The sequence below is a fragment of the Tessaracoccus zhenghani genome, assembly GCF_054552775.1.
Map to the genome: position 1 here is coordinate 1,092,947 of NZ_CM137275.1, position 17,999 is coordinate 1,110,945.

Below are 17,999 nucleotides of genomic sequence, written 5' to 3' on the forward strand. Positions count from 1 at the left end.
CCCAATCTCGTTCGGGATTCAAGCAAGGCTTGCCTAACCATCCAGATGATGAGACAGCCGGTCGCAAAGGCCGGTCGGGGCGCCCTGACCGCTCTCCTATAGGCTGTCGGACGTGTCCGTCCTGACCGCCCGCGAGCTCCGCCTGTCCTTCGGTGAGAAACAGGCCCTCGCCGGGCTCTCCCTGAACGCCGAGGCTGGCAGGATCACTGCCCTGCTCGGCCCCAACGGCGCAGGCAAAACAAGCTTCATCCGCTGCTGCACCGGCCTGGCGGTCCCGGACGGGGGCACGCTGTCGCTGTTCGGCGGCGCGCCCGGCTCCGCCGAGGTGCTGCCCCGCATCGGCCTCATGCCGCAGACCACCGGAGCCTGGTCCGGCATCACGGCGGCCCGGCTGCTGACCTACCTGGCGCGCCTGTACGCAAACCCGCAGCCGGTTGACCAGTTGATGGCACTGCTCGGGATCGACGACTACGCGACCACGCCGTACCGTCGGCTGTCCGGAGGCCAACAGCAGGCCGTCAACCTGGCCGGCGCCCTCGTGGGCAGGCCGGATCTCGTGTTCCTGGACGAACCGTCCGCTGGGCTGGACCCGCGGAGTCGCCGTTCCATCTGGGATCTCCTCGCCCGCATCCGCGCCGACGGCGTGGGCATCCTGCTCACCACGCACGACATGCACGAGGCGGAAGCCCTGGCGGACCACGTCTTCATCGTCGACCGCGGCCGGGTCACCGCCGAAGGCACCGTGGCGGAGCTGACTGTGAACGGCTCCCTCGAGGACGCGTTCCTGACCCACACGACCGGAGACCTGGCATGACCGCCCTGAACTTCGCGCCCGACGCCGGCGCCGCTCCGTTCGGAGCCCGGGTGTGGGCGCAGGCCACCACCGAGGCGAGCCTCATCCTCCGCAACGGGGAGCAGGCCATCCTCGCCATCGTCATCCCGGTCACCGTGCTCATCGGTAGCCGGATCTTCGGGGCCGCGCTGGGCCTGGAACTCCAGCAGATGGCCCCCTCGGTCATCGGCCTGGTGATCTGGAGCTCCTGCCTCACCACGCTCGCCATCGCCACCGGCTTCGAGCGTCGCTACAACGTCCTTGAGCGCATCGCCGCCACGCCCCTGGGCAAACCCGGCATCCTGCTGGGCAAGGGCCTCGGCATCACACTGATCACGGTGGGCCAGATCGCCGTCCTGGCGGCGATCGCGCTCGCCGTGGGCTGGCGCCCGTCGTTCACCGTCGCGTCGTTCCTGCTGACAGGGCTGGTCGCCTTCCTGTCGATGGGCGCGTTCACGGGGCTGGCGCTCGCCATCTCCGGCGCACTGCGCCCGGAGGCGACCCTGGCCGTCGCCAACCTGCTCTACCTGGTGGGCATGCCGTTGGGCATCCTGCTGCCGTTGGACCGTTTCCCCGAATGGGCCGCCACCGCCATCGCGTTCCTTCCCACCGGCGCTCTAGGGGAGGCCCTGCGACACGGCTCCCAAGGCGTGGTTCCGGGTTGGCCGCTGTTGGTGGCAGCTCTCTGGTGCGCGGCCACCCTGCTGCTGGCACGAAAGGTGTTCACGTGGACCTCGTGAAGAAGCTGTTCGACGGCGACCGCGCGCTGCGCACCTGGTTGTGGATCTCGCTGGTCTGCAACATGGGCATCATCGTCACCGGCGCAGTGGTGCGCCTGACCGCCTCCGGGCTGGGCTGCTCCGAGTGGCCCCGGTGCACGCCGGACACCTGGACGAATACCCCTGAGGCCGGCATCCACGGCTTCATCGAGTTCGGCAACCGATTGCTCACGTTCGTGCTCGCCGCCGCTGCGCTCGGCGCGTTCATCGCCGCCTGGCGCAACCGCGGCCGCCTGAGCCGTCTGTGGTGGTTGACGCTCGGGGTGGGCATCGGCATCCCCTTCCAGGGCGTCATCGGAGGCTTCACGGTGTGGAGCGGCCTCAACCCCTTCGTCGTGGCCCTCCATCTGCTGCTGTCCGTGCTGCTGATCGTCCTCTGTGTGTGGGCGCTCACGCTCGGCTACCGGGTCCACCCCACTCCCCTCCCTCCTGGAGCCAGGTGGCTGGTGGTCGTGACGTTCACCGCCACCATGGCGTCGATCTGGCTCGGCACGGTCGTGACGGGCTCCGGCCCGCACGCCGGCGACTCCACGGCCCCGCGCACGGGGTTCGACCTCGAGTTCGTCTCGCGCCTCCATGCGCTGTCGGCCTGGCTCGTCGTCGGCCTGGCCATCGTGTGTCTGGCGGTGTTCACCCGCTCCCGCCTGGAGCAGCCACGCAAGAGCGCCCGCCTGCTGTTGGTCACCGTGGCGCTGCAGGGTGTCATCGGCTACGTCCAGTACTTCTTCGGCCTGCCCATCGGCGTCGTCGCTTTGCACATGGTGGGCCTCACCCTGCTGACCGTCGCTGCCTCTTGGCTGTTGTTCTCCACCCGCTCAGGGCATCCGGCCGCCTAGCGCGCGGGGAGGCGCCTAGGCTGTAGGCCATGTCGATCAACCCCGTGCTCACCACCGAACTGCCCTTCTCGCTGCCCGATTTCGCCAACGCCACCCCCCGTGACTACCACGTGGCCATCGAGGAGGGCATGCGCACCCAACTGGGTGCCCTGGCCAAGTTGCGCGGTGACGGTTCACCCGCCACCGTGGCCAACGTGCTGGCCGAGTGGGACGCGGCCCAGGACGTGCTGCTCAGGGCGATGAACGCCTTCTTCGCGGTCTACGCGTCGGACGCCACCGACGAGATGATCGCCATCGAGGAGGAGATCGCGCCGCGCCTCGCCGAGCACAGCGACGCCATCTACCTCGATCGTGACCTCTACGCCCGCCTGCAGTCCCTCGAGGCCCGGATCGCCGACGGTGAAACCGAGGCGGACGCCCAGGACCGCTACGCGCTCGACGAACTGCTCCGTTCGTTCCGCCGCGCCGGTGTCGCGCTCACCGACGACGAGCAGACGCGCCTCCGCGCGATGAACAAGCGGCTCGCGGAGTTGTCCAGCCGCTTCGAGACGCTGAACCGCGAGGCCCGCGTCGCCGGCGGTTTCGCCGTGACCGAAGCGGAACTCACGGGGCTCACCGACGACGAGAAGTCAGCGCTGAAAACCGACGACGGATACCGGATCGAGTTGGTGAACACGACCCAACAGCCGATGGCGGCCAAGCTCGCCGACGCCGGCGTGCGCCGTCGACTGCTGGAGGCCTCCACCACGCGCGCCCTGTCCGGGGAGTTCGACACCCGCGGGGTCGTCGTCGAGATCGCCCGCCTCCGCGCCGAGCGCGCCACCCTCCTCGGGTACCCGAACCACGCGGCGATCGTCGCCGAGGCCGGTACCGCCAAGACGGTCGACGCCATCCTGGGGATGCTCGTGCCCCTGGCCCAGGCCGCTCTGGCCAAGGCCGTCGAGGAGAGCAGGGACCTCCGCGAGCGGTACGCCCAGCTGAATCCGGGCGCGGAGTTCACAGCCGCGGACTGGTCCTTCGTGGAGGCGATCGTGCGTCGGGAGCGCTTCGCCTTCGACGAGGCCGAACTGGGCGAATACCTGCAGGTGGACAGGGTGCTGAAGGCCGTCTACGCGGCGGCCGAGGAACTCTACGGACTCACCTTCGCCCTGCGCGAGGACCTGGGTGGGCACGTTCCCGGCACCCAGACCTACGAGGTGCACGACGACGAGGGCATCGTCGGCCTGTTCGTGATGGACTTCTGGGCCCGCCCCACGAAGAACGGCGGCGCCTGGATGAGCAACCTCGTCGACCAGTCGGACCGCACCGGTGATCTGCCGGTGGTGACGAACAACTGCAACTACACCCCGACGACCACGGCCATCTCCTGGGACGACGTGATCACGATGTTCCACGAGTTCGGCCACGCGCTGCACGGCCTGTTGGCCAGTTCCCGCTACGCGGGACGCTCGGGCGCCAACACCCCGCGCGACTTCGTCGAGTTCCCCAGCCAGGTCAACGAACACTGGGCCTGGACCCCTGGCCGGGTGCTGCCGGCCGAGTGGATCACCAAGCTCGAAGAGGCCTCCACGTTCGGCCAGGGCTACGCCACCGCTGAGACAGAGCTCGCCTCGCTGCTCGACCTGGTGTGGCACACCACTCCGCTGGAGGAACTCCCCACGTTGGCAGACGAGGTGGAGGGCTTCGAGCACCGCGCCCTCGAGAAGTACGGCCTCGCCAACGAACTGGTCCCGCCGCGCTACCGCACGCAGTACTTCGCCCACATCTGGGGCGGCGGCTACGCGGCCAGCTACTACGGCTACGCGTGGGCGAAGGTGATGGACGCCGACGCGGTGGCCTGGTTCACGGAGAACACCGAGGGCCACTCCCCGGCCATGACGCTGCGCCAGGCCGGCGAACACTTCCGCCGCACGCTGCTGGCGCCCGGCGGCTCCGTCGATCCGATGGAGACCTACCGGAGCTTCCGCGGGCGCGACCCGGAACTCGCGCCCCTGCTCGAGCGTCTCGGCCTGACCATCTGAGAGGAGCCGACATGGATATCAAAGCCGCCTTGCACCGGCAGCTCCGGCTGCAGCGTGAAGCGCTCCTGTGGAAGGCGGAGGGCTTGGACGAGCGCGACCTGCGCCTGCCCCGCACCCCCACCGGCACCAACCTGTTGGGGCTGATCAAGCACTGTCTGGGCGTCGAGCACGGCTATTTCCTGACCAGCATGGGGCGAGCCTCCCAGCTCAAGCTGCCCGAGATCGACTTCGAGCAGGATCCGAACGACGACTTCTACGCCACCGAGGATGAGCGCGCCGACGAACTCATCGAGCTGTACCGGGCCGTGGCGGTCGAGGTCGACCAGGCGATCGACGAGTTGGAGCTCGACGCGCCCGGCACGGTCGAATGGTGGGGCGAGCGCGGCGCGACCACGCTGGGCTTCCTGCTCGCGCACGTGCTCGGCGACATCGCACGCCACGCCGGCCACGCCGACATCCTCCGTGAGGGGATCGACGGCCGGCTCGGCGTCACGGTGGACAACTCCAACATGTGGGAGCCGGACGGGGGCTGGGACACCCACGTCCTGCGGCTCACCGGCATCGCCGAGGGCTTCAGCCCGCAGTGACCTCGTGGGTTTCTTCCTCCGGTGTGCGGAGGAAGAAGCCGGCGATCACCGCCGCCGTCCACACCGCGCCCGCCCCCAGGAACGCCCCGTGCGCTCCCTGCAGCATGGCCGCGGACAATCAGCCAGCCCGTGGCCGCGACACCCCTGTCACCGGGAATAGCGCAGCGGGTTCGGGAAGCAGGAGGCCTCCGTGGCGATCCTCAGGTCCGTCGAGATCAGTCCCCTCTCCCGTAGCGGGTAGAGCTCCGAGACCACGCGGTCGCGGATCGTGGCGGGGCTGAGGGTGTTCAGGTAGATCTTCGTGGCGCCCTCGAACCCGGCAAGCGTCGACACGCGCCACTTCAGCATGACCCGCCACGGCATGGCCAGGTTCACGTCGATGGGCCGGTAGTGCCACTCCTCGTTCGAGGGCACCCGCGCCCCGGTGGCCGCATGCATGGCGTGGATCAGGTCGGACATCCCCCTGATCTCGTCCGGGTGCTGTTCCCAGGGGTCCGAGTGCTGTGACCGGGAATAGATCTCAACCGTCGGGTACCGGTGGCCGAACCCGGCGAACGCGACGGCGTGCTCGTTCTCCGCGATGATCAGGTTGCGCCGCGTGGCGTAGTTGGCGGCCGCGTCGTTGAAGATGTTGGGGTTTTCGCGCAGCCTGACCAGTTCCGCCTCCTGCTGGTGGCCCCGGTCGTCGATGGAGACCAACTGCTTGTGGAGATGGTCGAACGACGCGCCGGCAGGCCTCAGCCAGTTCTGGAACACCGCCACGTAGCGGGCGTACCTGTTCACCTCGAACGCCATCCTGGTGCACTCGACGGTGTAGGCGATGAACTGTGCATGCTCCTCCGGGGTGAGCGTGCCTGAGGCGGCCAACTCCGAGTCGTCGGTGGCCGCATCGACGAAGTGTCGCCGGGCGATGACCAGGTCGTGGCCCCCACCGAAGAAGCCTGACGCCGTCTGCAGCTTCTCCTCGTGGCTGAGGGCGGCCACCTCCGCGTCGGTCAGGCCACGGGCGTAGAGCTTCGCCTCCGCCACCCGCATCACGTGGTCGAGCCCCGCCGGCGATGCAAGATATGCCTCCCTCCGCTCGGCCACCGGGGCCGGCAACTCGAACCCGTAGTTCTTGTGCCAGTAGTCGTAGCTCAGGATCTCGAAGAGGTTCGGCACCCTCCGGAACTCCGCGACGGTGGTGAACAGCGCTTCAGCCGGCGTGCGGTAGAGGGTCGCCCAGGAACCGTCGTCGCGACGGACGACCCGGGACTTCTCGGGCGGGGTCTCCATGTAGCGCTGCTCGCAGAAGGGGCAGTGGCGGCCGCGCTCGTCGTCGCGGATGGGCAGCGGATGGGGAGCGATGAGGCCGAGCGGCCGGTCCCCCCGGCCGGGTACGGTCCACACCTCGGTGCCCGTGAACGGGTTGAGCTGCTTGACCGTCCCGTCGCGCAGTTCGGTGATGTACTCGGGTTCGCGCACGAGCGGTGCCATGTTCCGACATTAGCCGCGGCAGGCGTGGCAAGGTGGAAGTCATGACAAACCTCTCGCATCCCGCCACCGAGGAGCACGCTTCCCCCTGGTTCGATCTCGACGGCTACGTGTCGCTGCCCCGCCTCGGCGCCCTCAGTCTCAGCCCCGACGGCGAGACCCTGGTGTGCTCGGTCCAGGGAGTCACCGCAGACAGGACGGAATACGCCAGCGCCCTGTGGCGCGTGGACCCGCACGGCGAGCGGGCCGCCACCCGCTACACACGCTCCGTGCAGGGCGAGTCCGCCGCAGGATTCCTGCCCGACGGTTCCCTGCTGTTCACCTCCAAGCGCGACGTACCGGCCGTCGGCGAGGACGAGCCGAAGAAGTCGACGACCGCCCTGTGGTGCCTGCCTGCCAACGGTGGCGAGGCCTACGTGCTCGCCCGCCGCGACGGCGGCTGGGGCGACGTCCTCACCAGCCCGCTGTCCGACACCGTCGTGCTCGGCGTGCTGATGCACGCAGGAGTCGAGGACGAGGAGGCCGACGCGGCCAAGCGTGAGGCCCGCAGCAAGAGGAAGATCTCAGCGATCCTGCACGACGGCTACCCCGTGCGCTTCTGGGACAAGGACCTCGGCCCCGAGACGACGCGGCTGAAGGCCGCCACCGTCGGCGGCGACGGAGACCGCGCCTTGGAGGGCCTGCGCGATCTGACCGGTGACGTCGGCCGCTCGGTGCGCGAGGCCGTGCTCTCCCGCGACGGCGCAGCGCTCGCCGTCGTCTGGGGCGTGCCCCGCCGTGCGGGCGAGACCATGTCGCAGCTCGAGCTGATCGACGTGGCCAGCGGCCAGCGCCGCACCCTGGCCGCCGACGACGGGCACGAGTACGGCAGCCCCATCTTCACCGACGACGGCGCCACCGTCGCCTGCGTTCGCACGGCGCGCTCCACCGCTGAGCGCGCTCCACGGCCCACCCTGTGGCTGATCGACGTCGCATCCGGCGAGGGACGCGAGGTCGCCGGCGGCTGGGACCGGTGGGCCACCCCCGTCGCCTTCTCGCCGGACGGCCGCACCCTGTACGCGACCGCGGACGACGACGGCGCCTGCCCGGTCTTCGCCATCGACGTCGCCTCCGGCGAGGTGCGCCGGCTCACCGGAGACGGCTCCCACTCCTCAGTGTTGCGCAGCCCTGACGGCACCACGCTGTACGCCCTCCGCGCCTCGTACGCGAACCCGGGTGAGATCGTCGCGGTCGATGCCGCCTCCGGCGCCGCCACGGTGCTGCGTGCCCCCGTCGAGTACCCGCCGCTCCCCGGCCGCCTCGAGCGCGTCGAGACGGAGGCGTCCGACGGCACCCGCGTCCCCGGCTGGCTCATCCTCCCCGAGGGCGCTTCGGCGGACCAGCCCGTCCCGCTCACGCTGTGGGTGCACGGCGGCCCGCTGAATTCGTGGAACTCCTGGTCCTGGCGCTGGTGCCCCTGGCTGCTCGTCTCGAGGGGGCAGGCGGTGTTGCTGCCGGACCCCGCCCTGTCGACCGGCTACGGCCAGAGCTACATCCAGCGGGGCTGGGGCCGGTGGGGCGCCGAACCCTTCACCGACGTGATGGCGCTGACCGACGCGGCTGAGGTCCGCGACGACATCCGCAGCGATGCCTCGGTGATGATGGGCGGCTCCTTCGGTGGCTACATGGCCAACTGGATCGCCACCCAGACGGACCGGTTCACGGCGATCGTCAGTCATGCGTCGCTCTGGAACCTCGGCAACTTCGGGCCCACGACCGACGCCGCCTGGTACTGGAAGCGTGAGATGACGCCGGAGATGCAGGCGAAGTTCTCGCCCCACCAGTTCGCCGCGCAGATCACGACGCCCATGCTGGTCATCCATGGGGACAAGGACTACCGCGTCCCGATCGGCGAAGGGCTCGCGCTCTGGTGGGCCCTGGCGAGCGCCTTCGACGGCGACCCCGCGGACCTGCCCCACCGGTTCCTGTACTTCCCGAACGAGAACCACTGGATCCTCACGCCCCAGCACGCCAAGGTCTGGTACGACACGGTGCTGGAGTTCGTGGCCGCACGACGCGAGGGGCGCGCGATGGGGGCCGTGGAGAACCTGTGAGGGTCCCTCGGCACGCCGTCAGAAGAGCAGCGGGTCGATCGCGACGGCGAGGAAGAGGAGCGCGAGATAGGTGTTGGAGTAGTGGAAGAGCTTCATCGCCTTGAGCTGCGCGCCCTCCATGCCCGCACGGGCGCGGCGCCAGAGCTGGAGCGCCTCCCACAGGAAGATCAGGCCGGTGACGAGCGCGACGGCCGGGTACAGCCATCCCGTGGGGGCCACGGGCCACAGGAGCAGCGACATCACGACGGTGGCCACGGAGTACCAGAAGATCTGGGCCCCCACCTGCGGTGCGGTGCGTACCACCGGGAGCATGGGCACGTCGGCGGCGGCGTAGTCGTCCTTGTACCGGAACGCCAACGCCCACGTGTGGGGCGGTGTCCAGAGGAACACCACGCCGAACAGGATGAACGGTGCCCAGGCGATGGAACCGGTCACGGCGGTCCAGCCGATGAGCGGCGGGAAGCAGCCGGCGATACCGCCCCAGACGATGTTCTGAGAGGTGCGGCGCTTGAGCCACATGGTGTAGACGAAGACATAGAAGGCGTTGGCCACCAGCGCGAGGATGGCGGAGAGCCAGTTGGCGCCGAAGCCCAGCACCAGCGTGGCCAGCACGCCCAGCACGATGCCGAAGACAAGAGCGTTGCGCGCGGAGATCTGGTGGCGGGGCACGGGGCGACGGCGGGTGCGGCGCATGATCTCGTCGATGTCGGCGTCGATCACACAGTTGAAGGTGTTGGCCGAGGCGGCGGCGAACATGCCGCCGATCATCGTCCAGATGATCAGCTGCCACGGGGGCAGCCCGCCGGCTGCCAGGAACATGGCGGGCACGGTGGTCACGAGCAGCAACTCGATGATCCGGGGTTTGGTCAGCGCCACATAGGCCCGTATGACGTCGCCGAAGCGAGCCTCCGTAGGCTGGGCCTGAGCCTGGACCGCCACACGCACCCCGATTCTCGTCTCCGCGATTTCCGAAGCAGTCTACCCGCACGCCCGCCGGGCACCTAAGCGGCGATTCCCGGTGCCCGGCCAGCGGACGAGCGATTGCTTCCCCACCCCGCCGGGTACGTCTAGTGTTGGTCCCGATGAACGCCTACACCAATCCCCTGCGCGATCCCCAGGACCGCCGCCTGCCTCGCATCGCCGGACCCTGCGTCCTGGTCATCTTCGGTGTGACGGGTGACCTGTCGCGCAAGAAGCTGATGCCCGCCGTCTACGACCTGGCCAACCGCGGCCTGTTGCCGCCCGGTTTCGCGCTGGTGGGCTTCGCGCGCCGTGACTGGGCGAACCAGGATTTCGCCCAGGTGGTGCACGACGCGGTGAAGGAGAATGCCCGCACCCCGTTCCGCGAAGAGGTCTGGGAACAGCTCCTGGAGGGCATCCGGTTCGTCTCCGGCTCCTTCACCGACGACGCCTCGTTCGAGCGCCTCGGGGCAACCATCCGCGAACTGGACACCACCCGGGGCACCGGTGGTAACCACGCGTTCTACCTGTCCATCCCCCCGTCGGGCTTCGAGCCGGTCATGACGATGCTGCGCAAGCACGGCCTGACGGAGCGCGTGGCGGACGACAACTGGAACCGCGTGGTCATCGAGAAACCCTTCGGCCACGACCTGGCCTCCGCCAAGGAACTCGACGCGGTGGTCAGTTCGCTGTTCCAGCCGCACGAGGTCTTCCGCATCGACCACTACCTGGGCAAGGAAACCGTCCAGAACATGTTGGCGCTGCGCTTCGCGAACCAGATGTTCGAACCCATCTGGAACAACCACTACGTCAGCCATGTGGAGATCACGATGGCCGAGGACATCGGCATCGGTGGCCGCGCCGGCTACTTCGACGGCATCGGCATCGCCCGCGACGTCATGCAGAACCACCTTCTCCAGCTCCTGGCGCTCACCGCCATGGAGGAGCCCACCAGCTTCGAGGCCTCGCAGTTGCGCACCGAGAAGAAGAAGGTGCTCGCCGCCGCCCGCGTGCCGCAGCGCTACGACCTCCACACCGCCCGCGGCCAGTACGCGGCCGGCTGGCAGGGCGGCAAGCAGGTCATCGGTTACCTGCAGGAGGACGGCGTGGCGGAGGGCTCCGCCACGGAGACCTACGCGGCCATCCGGGTCGACATCGACAACCGACGGTGGGCCGGGGTGCCGTTCTACCTGCGCACCGCCAAGCGGATGCCCCGCCGCGTGACCGAGGTGGCGCTCAGCTTCAAGCGTGCGCCGCACCTGCCGTTCACCGCCACGGACACCGAGGAGCTGGGCACCAACGCGCTGGTCATGCGGATCCAGCCCGACGAGGGCGTCACCCTGCGCTTCGGCGCCAAGGTGCCGGGCACCCAGATGGAGATCCGTGAGGTCTCGATGGACTTCGGCTACGGCGGCTCCTTCACCGAATCCTCCCCCGAGGCCTACGAGCGCCTCATCCTCGACGTCCTCCTGGGCGACCCGCCCCTCTTCCCGCAACAGGAGGAAGTGGAACTGAGCTGGCAGATCCTGGATCCGGTCATCGAATACTGGGCGTCCCTGGACGGGCAGCCCGAACAGTACGAGTCCGGCACCTGGGGCCCCGAGTCGGGGCACGAGATGCTGGCCCGCGACGGCTTCAAGTGGCGTCGGCCGTAAGGGAGACGGAGAACTCATGATCATCGACCTGACTGATACCTCGGCCCGCGACATCGCGGCCGCCCTCATCAACGCGCGCCGCACAGTGGGCAGCGCCTCCGGCCTCGTGCTGACCCTGATCGTGGTCACAGACGACGACCACTTCGACGAGGTTCTCCGCGCCGCGCAGGCCTCGGCCACCGCGCACCCCTCGCGGGTCATCGTCGTGACCTACGTCGACGGTGACGAGCCGTTCCTGGACGCCGAGATCCAGGTGGGTGAGGGGCACCCCGGCGACCTTCTGATCCTGCGCCTGCACGGCTCGCTCCGCGAACACGGCGACTCCATCTGCCTGCCGCTGCTCTTGCCGGACTCCCCCACCATCGTGTGGTGGCCCAACACGGCGCCGGACCACCTGGCGGAGGACCCCATCGGTTCCCTGGCAGACCGCCGCATCACCGACGCCGCCGGAGATCCTGATCCGCAGCAGGCCCTGGTACGTCGCGCGCGCAACCACGCCGACGGGGACACGGACCTCACCTGGACGCGCCTCACCCGGTGGCGCGCGCTCCTGACCGCATCCCTGGACCAGACCCGGTCCGTCGTGACCGGCGCCTGCGTCCGTTCCGCGCCGGACAACGCACCCGCCACGCTGCTCGCGGCCTGGCTGAGCGAGCGCCTCGGCGTCGACGTGCACCGCGTCGACGGTGACCACCCGGGCGTCAACGAGGTCGTGCTCAACACGGAGCAGGGCGACATCGTCCTCAGCCGCGTCCGCGAGGGCGCCGCCCACTACCGCGTGCCCGGCGAGCCCGACCGCACCGTCGCGCTGCGCCGTCGTCCGCTGACGGACCTCATCACTGAGGAACTCCAGCGGATGGACGCCGACGACATCTTCGAGGCAGCGGTCCAACGGGTGGTCAAGGATTCGGAGGCGAGCTAGATGTACACGCGGGTGGTCCGGCTGGAGACGGCGGCGGACGTGAGCCGGGTGGTCGCGGCACAGTTGCTGGCCAAGATCATCGAGCTGCAGCGCACGCAGGACACGGTGCACCTCTGCCTGACGGGAGGCAACGCGGCCAACGCCATGTATGAGCAGTTCGCCGAACTGGCCGACGGTTCAGCCCTGGATGCCTCGAAACTCCAGTTGTGGTGGGGCAACGAGCACTTCGTGCCCACCACAGACCCGGCCCGCAACTCGCTCCAGGCCATCAGCAGGCTGGCCCGCACCGTCTCGATCACATCCGCCGACACCCACATGATGGCGGCCAAGGACGGCCGCAAGGACAGCCAGGAGTCAGCGGCGGAGTACGAGGAGGAGTTGGGCGACACCCGCTTCGACATCACACTGCTCGGCATCGGCAACGACGGCCACGTGGCGTCGATCTTCCCCGGCCACCCCAGTTTCGACCCCACGACGAGCCGCGCCGTGATCGGGGTTGAGGACAGCCCCATGGCGCCGTCGGAACGCATCTCCCTCACCATCCCCACCCTCAACCGGGGCGCGGAGATGTGGATCATGGCCACTGGCGAGGCCAAGGCGGACGCGGTGCAGCGTTCGCTCGACGGCGATGAAAGCATTCCGGCCGCGCATGTGCGCGGCCGGAATGCAACTCTGTGGTTCCTCGATGCGGGCGCCTCGGCCGGTCTCCCGGCCCAGTACACCTGCACCTTCTGAGGCCACCTCCTCAGCGGTGTCCGCTCAGTAGATGACCTCACCCGCGGCGCGGCGGGCCCGCAGTGCGGAGATCGCCTCTTCGAGGATCTGCGCTGCTTCGGCGTCGGTGCGACGCTCCTTCACATACGCGAGGTGGGTCTTGTAGGGAATGATCTTCGGCGGCGGAGGAGGATTCTCCGCATCCATGTTGGCCGGGAGGCCGCAGCGCGGGCAGTCCCACGACTCAGGAATCTGGGCTTCGGCTGCAAACGCCGGCGTGGTCACGTGACCACTGGCGCAGAAGTACGAAACGTGCATACGGGGCGCTGCTTCGCCCCGTTCTGCCTCGCCCATGGGACCGGCGCCTACACGGCTGCCGCGAATGGCGTTGCCACCTGCCACTTTGCTGTTCTCCTACTACGAGAAGTGATGGATTGAAAAGGGGATGAGGATGAGTGATCAGGCGCCGATGCGATACAGCACCAGGAGTCCGACGATCGTCAGCAGCCACACGACGGCGAGCACCACCGTGATCCGGTCAAGACGACGCTCAGCGGTGGACACGCCACCCATGGAGGTCGACATGCCGCCGCCGAACAGATCTGACATTCCGCCGCCACGGCCTTTGTGGAGCAGAACGGTGGCCGCAAGGAGGATGCTGAGGATCACGACGATCACAGACAGCGTGGTAATGGGCCATGAAACCAAGGGGACAATCACGCGGTACAGCCTAACCGACAGCGCCGGATAATCCACATCCGGTACCTCTGTGGTGAGCACTTTCGCCCCGCATGGTTGCTCCTAAAATGAGAAACCCCCGAAGCCCGGGGGGCATGCCCGGACGATGGGGGTCTCAGGTGGGCATGCCCTCCTGACGGGGGTCAGGAGAGCGCCCGGCCAGCGATCAGAACTGGTAGAAGCGGACGATGGCCGCGAACTCCTCGGGCTGGAGGCTCGCGCCGCCGACCAGGGCGCCGTCGATGTCCGGCTGGCTCATGATCTGGGCCACGTTGCCGGACTTGACGGAACCGCCGTACTGGATGCGCACCGACTCGGCGGTGGGACCGTCGTACAGCTCGGCGACCTCCTTGCGGATGGCGCCACACACCTCCTGGGCGTTCTCCGGGGTGGCGACCTCGCCGGTGCCGATGGCCCAGACGGGCTCATAGGCGATCACGAGGCCGGCGACCTGCTCGGCCGTCAGGCCGGCCAGCGTGCCGCGCACCTGGTTGAGGGTGTACTCGACGTGCTCCCCCGCCTTGCGGATGTCGAGGCCTTCGCCCACGCAGACGATGGGGGTCATGCCCGCGGCCAGGACCTTGGCGGCCTTGGCGTTGATGAGGGCGTCGTCCTCGCCGTAGTACTCGCGGCGCTCGGAGTGGCCGACGATGACGTACTGCACGCCGAGCTTCGACAGCATGGCCGTCGAGATCTCACCGGTGTAGGCGCCGTTGTCGTGCTGCGAGACGTTCTGGGCACCGAGGCCGAACTTCAGGCGGTCACCGTCGATGAGGGTGCGCACCGTGCGCAGGTCCGTGAAGGGGACGCAGAGCACCGCGTCGGACTTCGCCGGATCCCATTCCTTGTCGACGAGCGTGTAGTGCAGCTTCTCAACCAGGCCGGTGGCCTCGATGTGGTCGACGTTCATCTTCCAGTTGCCGGCCATGATGGGCTTGCGTGTCATCAGTTGTCCCCTTCCAGAACAGCGATACCGGGCAGTTCCTTGCCCTCGAGGAACTCGAGGGAGGCGCCGCCGCCCGTCGAGATGTGGCCGAACTCGTCGTCGGCGTGGCCGAGGACGCGCACGGCGGCCGCGGAGTCACCGCCGCCGACGACGGAGAGGCCGTCCACTTCGGTGAGGGCCTTGGCGACCGCAGCGGTGCCCTGGGCGAATGCCGGGATCTCGAACACGCCCATGGGGCCGTTCCAGAACACCGTCTTGGCGCCCTTGATCGCCTCGGCGAACAGCACCTCGCTCTCGGGGCCGATGTCGAGGCCCATCTTGCCTGCGGGGATGGCGTCGGCAGCGACGACCTCCACCTCGCCCTTGGCTTCGCGGGCGTCGAAATCCATGCCGTCGGCGACGCGGACATCGACCGGCAGCAGGATCGTCTTGCCGGCGGCCTCAGCCTGCGCGAGGTAGTCGCGGCAGGTCTGCAGGTTGTCCTCGTCGAGCAGCGAGGAGCCGATGTTCATGCCCTGCGCCTTGAGGAAGGTGAACAACATGCCGCCGCCGATGACCAGGGTGTCGGCAACCTTCAGCAGGTTGTCGATGACCTGCAGCTTGTCGGCGACCTTGGCGCCACCCAGCACGACGACATAGGGCCGCTCGGGGCTCTCGGTCAGTTGCTTGAGGACGCCGACCTCCTTGGCGACCAGCGAACCGGCGGCGTTGGGCAGCAGCGAGGCCACGTCGTAGACGGAGGCCTGCTTGCGGTGCACGACGCCGAAGCCGTCGGAGACGAAGAGGTCGCCGAACGCGGCGTACTTCTCGGCCAGCGCCTTGCGCGCGGCCTCGTCCTTGGACTCCTCGGCGGGCTCGTAGCGGACGTTCTCCAGCAGGGCGACGTCGCCGTCTGCCAGCGAGGCGACGGTGGCCTGGGCGGATTCGCCCACCACGTCGGTGGCCAGCTTGACCTCGGAACCGAGCAGTTCGGCGAGGCGGACCGCGACGGGGGCCAGGGAGTACTTGGGGTTGGCCTCACCCTTCGGGCGGCCGAGGTGGGCCATGATGACGACGCGGGCGCCGGCGTCGCGCAGTGCGGTCAGCGTGGGCAGCGCGGCGCGGATGCGGCCGTCGTCGGTGATGTTCTTGTCTGCGTCCAGCGGGACGTTGAAATCGCAGCGGATGAGTACCCGCTTGCCGGACAGATCGCCCAGCTCAGCAACGGACTTCACTTCGGTCCTCTTTCTTCTCAGATTTCTTCGGGCGACAACGGCCCTGCGGCCCCAGGCGGGGCCACAGGGCCGTTGTCTCAGACCACGTAGGTGGTGGTGTTGATCAGAGCTTCGAGCCGACCAGGACGGTCAGGTCGACGAGACGGTTGGAGTAGCCCCACTCGTTGTCGTACCAGCCGAGAACCTTCACCTGGTTGCCGATCACCTTGGTGAGCTTGGCGTCGAAGATGCAGGAAGCCGGATCGGTCTCGATGTCCTTGGAGACGATCTCGTCTTCGGTGTAGACGAGGACCTTGCCGTCGGCGGCCTTCTTGATGATCTCGTTGATCTCCTCGACGGAGGTCTCACGGGACGCCTCGAAGGTGAGGTCGGTGGCGGAACCGGTGGGGGTGGGGACGCGCATGGCGTATCCGTCGAGCTTGCCCTTGAGTTCGGGCAGCACGAGCGACACGGCCTTGGCGGCACCGGTGGTGGTGGGAACCATGTTCAGGGCAGCGGCGCGCGAGCGACGCAGGTCCTTGTGGGGGCCGTCCTGCAGGTTCTGGTCCGCGGTGTAGGCGTGGATGGTGGTCATCAGGCCCTTGACGATGCCGATGCCGTCGTTGAGCGCCTTGGCCATGGGGGCGAGGCAGTTGGTGGTGCACGACGCGTTCGAGATGATGTTGTGCTTCTCGGTGTCGTACAGCTCGTCGTTGACGCCCATGACGATGGTGATGTCCTCATTCTTGGCGGGAGCCGAGATGAGCACCTTCTTGGCGCCGGCCTGGATGTGGGCCTGGGCCTTGGTGGCGTCGGTGAAGAAGCCGGTGGACTCGATGACGATGTCGACGCCGAGGTCCTTCCACGGCAGCGCGGCGGGATCCTTCTCCGCGAACGCCTTGATCTCCTTGCCGTCGACGGTCAGTGCGTCGTCGTCGTAGCTGATCTCGCCCGGGAAACGGCCCAGGATCGAGTCGTACTTCAGCAGGTGGGCCAGGGTCTTGTTATCGGTCAGGTCGTTGACGGCAACCACGTCGAGGTCGGCCCCCGCAGCGACGAGCGCGCGGTAGAAGTTACGGCCGATGCGGCCAAAGCCGTTGATTGCAACCTTTACGGTCATGAGGAATTCGATCCCTTTCGAGCTACCGAGCGCACGGATGCGCGGATGGACATCCTCATCCTAACGACTTGAGCACCTCGAGCAAGAGTGGGGTCGTTTTAGTGAGCGTAACCTCAGCCGTCCTGGAGGTCTGCCGGGAGGCTGGCCTCCGTCGTGGGAATCCCACGTTCTTCCGCCACCTTGTCCGCTGTGGCGAGGAGGCGTCGGATCCGTCCAGCGATGGCGTCCTTGGTCAGCGGCGGCTCGTGCAGCTGACCCAGTTCCTCGAGGCTGGCCTGGCGGTGCTGGAGCCGCAGGTTCCCGGCTTCGCGCAGGTGCTCGGGCACCTCGTCGCCGAGGATCTCCATGGCTCGCTCCACGCGGGCGCTGGCGGCGACGGCGGCCCGGGCCGAGCGGCGGAGGTTGGCGTCGTCGAAGTTGGCCAGCCGGTTCACCGAGGCGCGCACCTCCCGGCGGCGGCGGCGTTCCTCCCAGAGGATCCGCGTCTCAGGAGCCCCCATGCGGGTCAGCAGTTCCGCGATGGAGTCGCCGTCGCGGATGACCACCCGCTCCACCCCGCGCACCTCGCGGGACTTCACGGCGATGCCCAGGCGGCGGGCCGCGCCGACGAGGGCGAGGGCCGCTTCAGAGCCGGGGCAGGTGATCTCCAGCGACATCGAGCGGCCGGGCTCCGTCAACGAGCCGCGTGCCAGGAACGCGCCGCGCCACACAGCCACGGCGTCCGCTGCGGAACCGCCGACGACGATGGGGGGCAGGCCGCGCACGGGCCTGCGCTGCTGGTCCACCAGCCCCGTCATGCGGGCCAGTTGCTCCCCGCCCTGCACTGCGCGCACGGAGTACCGGGGGCCGCGGCGCACGCCGGAGGCATTGATCACGAGCAGGTCTGTGTCGATGGTGTAGAGGTCGCTGATGAAACTGCGCAGGCGTCGAGCCGCTCCCCCGGTGTCGAGTTCCGCCTCCACGACGATGCGGCCACCCACCAGGTGGAGGCCTCCGGCGAAGCGCAACATCGCCGCCACCTCGGCCCGTCGCACAGACGGATGGGGCGCGACGACGGAGGCCAGTTCGGCCTTCACCTTCTGCGTCAGAGCCATGGGGCGAAGTCTGCCATACGGGGACGGCCATGCACG

17 protein-coding genes are annotated in these 17,999 nt (G+C 68.6%); 9 read left to right on the forward strand and 8 right to left on the reverse strand.

What is annotated here, in order from left to right; genetic code table 11:
• Positions 1–103 precede the first annotated feature (103 nt).
• Genes ACX1DX_RS05320 through ACX1DX_RS05340 form a run of 5 tightly spaced genes read left to right on the forward strand, consistent with a single transcriptional unit; the run spans position 104 to position 5,055 of the window.
• A complete protein-coding gene (locus ACX1DX_RS05320; RefSeq protein WP_459398183.1) occupies positions 104–814 on the forward strand; it encodes an ABC transporter ATP-binding protein in 711 nt (236 codons plus the stop codon).
• Entirely contained in the window at positions 811–1,572 is a 762-nt protein-coding gene (locus tag ACX1DX_RS05325) for an ABC transporter permease (RefSeq protein WP_459397870.1), read from the forward strand. Before ACX1DX_RS05320 ends, ACX1DX_RS05325 begins: the two co-directional genes overlap by 4 nt.
• On the forward strand, positions 1,560–2,447 hold the full coding sequence (locus ACX1DX_RS05330) for a COX15/CtaA family protein (protein ID WP_459397871.1): 888 nt from the start codon (positions 1,560–1,562) through the stop codon (positions 2,445–2,447). Before ACX1DX_RS05325 ends, ACX1DX_RS05330 begins: the two co-directional genes overlap by 13 nt.
• Positions 2,448–2,476: 29 nt before the next feature.
• The gene (locus ACX1DX_RS05335; protein ID WP_459397872.1) at positions 2,477–4,468 is read left to right on the forward strand and encodes a M3 family metallopeptidase; all 1,992 of its coding nucleotides are present in this window, start codon (positions 2,477–2,479) and stop codon (positions 4,466–4,468) included.
• Positions 4,469–4,479: 11 nt separating this feature from the next.
• A complete protein-coding gene (locus ACX1DX_RS05340) occupies positions 4,480–5,055 on the forward strand; it encodes a DinB family protein (RefSeq protein WP_459397873.1) in 576 nt (191 codons plus the stop codon).
• Between the two features lie 147 nt (positions 5,056–5,202).
• On the opposite strand, the gene ACX1DX_RS05345 is transcribed toward ACX1DX_RS05340, so the two are convergent.
• Complete coding sequence (locus tag ACX1DX_RS05345; protein ID WP_459397874.1) at positions 5,203–6,531, reverse strand: DUF4921 family protein; 1,329 nt, start codon at positions 6,529–6,531, stop codon at positions 5,203–5,205.
• Positions 6,532–6,572: 41 nt separating this feature from the next.
• On the opposite strand from ACX1DX_RS05345, the gene ACX1DX_RS05350 reads away from it, so the two are divergent.
• On the forward strand, positions 6,573–8,621 hold the full coding sequence (locus tag ACX1DX_RS05350) for a S9 family peptidase (protein ID WP_459397875.1): 2,049 nt from the start codon (positions 6,573–6,575) through the stop codon (positions 8,619–8,621).
• An 18-nt stretch (positions 8,622–8,639) separates the two neighbouring features.
• Here the strand turns inward: ACX1DX_RS05350 and ACX1DX_RS05355 are convergent, their stop codons facing one another.
• The gene (locus tag ACX1DX_RS05355; protein WP_459397876.1) at positions 8,640–9,566 is read right to left on the reverse strand and encodes a heme o synthase; all 927 of its coding nucleotides are present in this window, start codon (positions 9,564–9,566) and stop codon (positions 8,640–8,642) included.
• A 137-nt stretch (positions 9,567–9,703) separates the two neighbouring features.
• On the opposite strand from ACX1DX_RS05355, the gene zwf reads away from it, so the two are divergent.
• Genes zwf through pgl form a run of 3 tightly spaced genes read left to right on the forward strand, consistent with a single transcriptional unit; the run spans position 9,704 to position 12,893 of the window.
• On the forward strand, positions 9,704–11,236 hold the full coding sequence (gene zwf / locus ACX1DX_RS05360; RefSeq protein ID WP_182763598.1) for a glucose-6-phosphate dehydrogenase: 1,533 nt from the start codon (positions 9,704–9,706) through the stop codon (positions 11,234–11,236).
• Between the two features lie 16 nt (positions 11,237–11,252).
• Positions 11,253–12,158, forward strand: a complete 906-nt coding sequence (locus ACX1DX_RS05365; RefSeq protein WP_182763599.1) for a glucose-6-phosphate dehydrogenase assembly protein OpcA — start codon at positions 11,253–11,255, stop codon at positions 12,156–12,158.
• Entirely contained in the window at positions 12,159–12,893 is a 735-nt protein-coding gene (gene pgl / locus ACX1DX_RS05370; protein WP_459397877.1) for a 6-phosphogluconolactonase, read from the forward strand.
• 24 nt (positions 12,894–12,917) lie between these two features.
• On the opposite strand, the gene ACX1DX_RS05375 is transcribed toward pgl, so the two are convergent.
• The 6 genes from ACX1DX_RS05375 to whiA all read right to left on the reverse strand — a co-directional run bounded on the left by ACX1DX_RS05375 (position 12,918) and on the right by whiA (position 17,963).
• Positions 12,918–13,274: an RNA polymerase-binding protein RbpA gene (locus ACX1DX_RS05375; RefSeq protein WP_076058374.1), complete on the reverse strand. Its 357-nt coding sequence runs from the start codon at positions 13,272–13,274 to the stop codon at positions 12,918–12,920.
• 57 nt (positions 13,275–13,331) lie between these two features.
• On the reverse strand, positions 13,332–13,592 hold the full coding sequence (gene secG, locus ACX1DX_RS05380) for a preprotein translocase subunit SecG (RefSeq protein ID WP_245243940.1): 261 nt from the start codon (positions 13,590–13,592) through the stop codon (positions 13,332–13,334).
• A gap of 184 nt (positions 13,593–13,776) precedes the next feature.
• The gene (gene tpiA, locus ACX1DX_RS05385; RefSeq protein ID WP_182763601.1) at positions 13,777–14,556 is read right to left on the reverse strand and encodes a triose-phosphate isomerase; all 780 of its coding nucleotides are present in this window, start codon (positions 14,554–14,556) and stop codon (positions 13,777–13,779) included.
• Positions 14,556–15,770 (reverse strand): phosphoglycerate kinase, encoded by a 1,215-nt coding sequence (locus ACX1DX_RS05390; RefSeq protein ID WP_459397878.1) that lies wholly within the window; start codon positions 15,768–15,770, stop codon positions 14,556–14,558. The genes tpiA and ACX1DX_RS05390 overlap by 1 nt, the downstream gene beginning before the upstream one ends.
• 103 nt (positions 15,771–15,873) lie before the next feature.
• The gene (gene gap / locus ACX1DX_RS05395; protein WP_182763603.1) at positions 15,874–16,869 is read right to left on the reverse strand and encodes a type I glyceraldehyde-3-phosphate dehydrogenase; all 996 of its coding nucleotides are present in this window, start codon (positions 16,867–16,869) and stop codon (positions 15,874–15,876) included.
• Positions 16,870–16,982: 113 nt separating this feature from the next.
• Complete coding sequence (whiA, locus tag ACX1DX_RS05400) at positions 16,983–17,963, reverse strand: DNA-binding protein WhiA (protein WP_459397879.1); 981 nt, start codon at positions 17,961–17,963, stop codon at positions 16,983–16,985.
• Positions 17,964–17,999 lie beyond the last annotated feature (36 nt).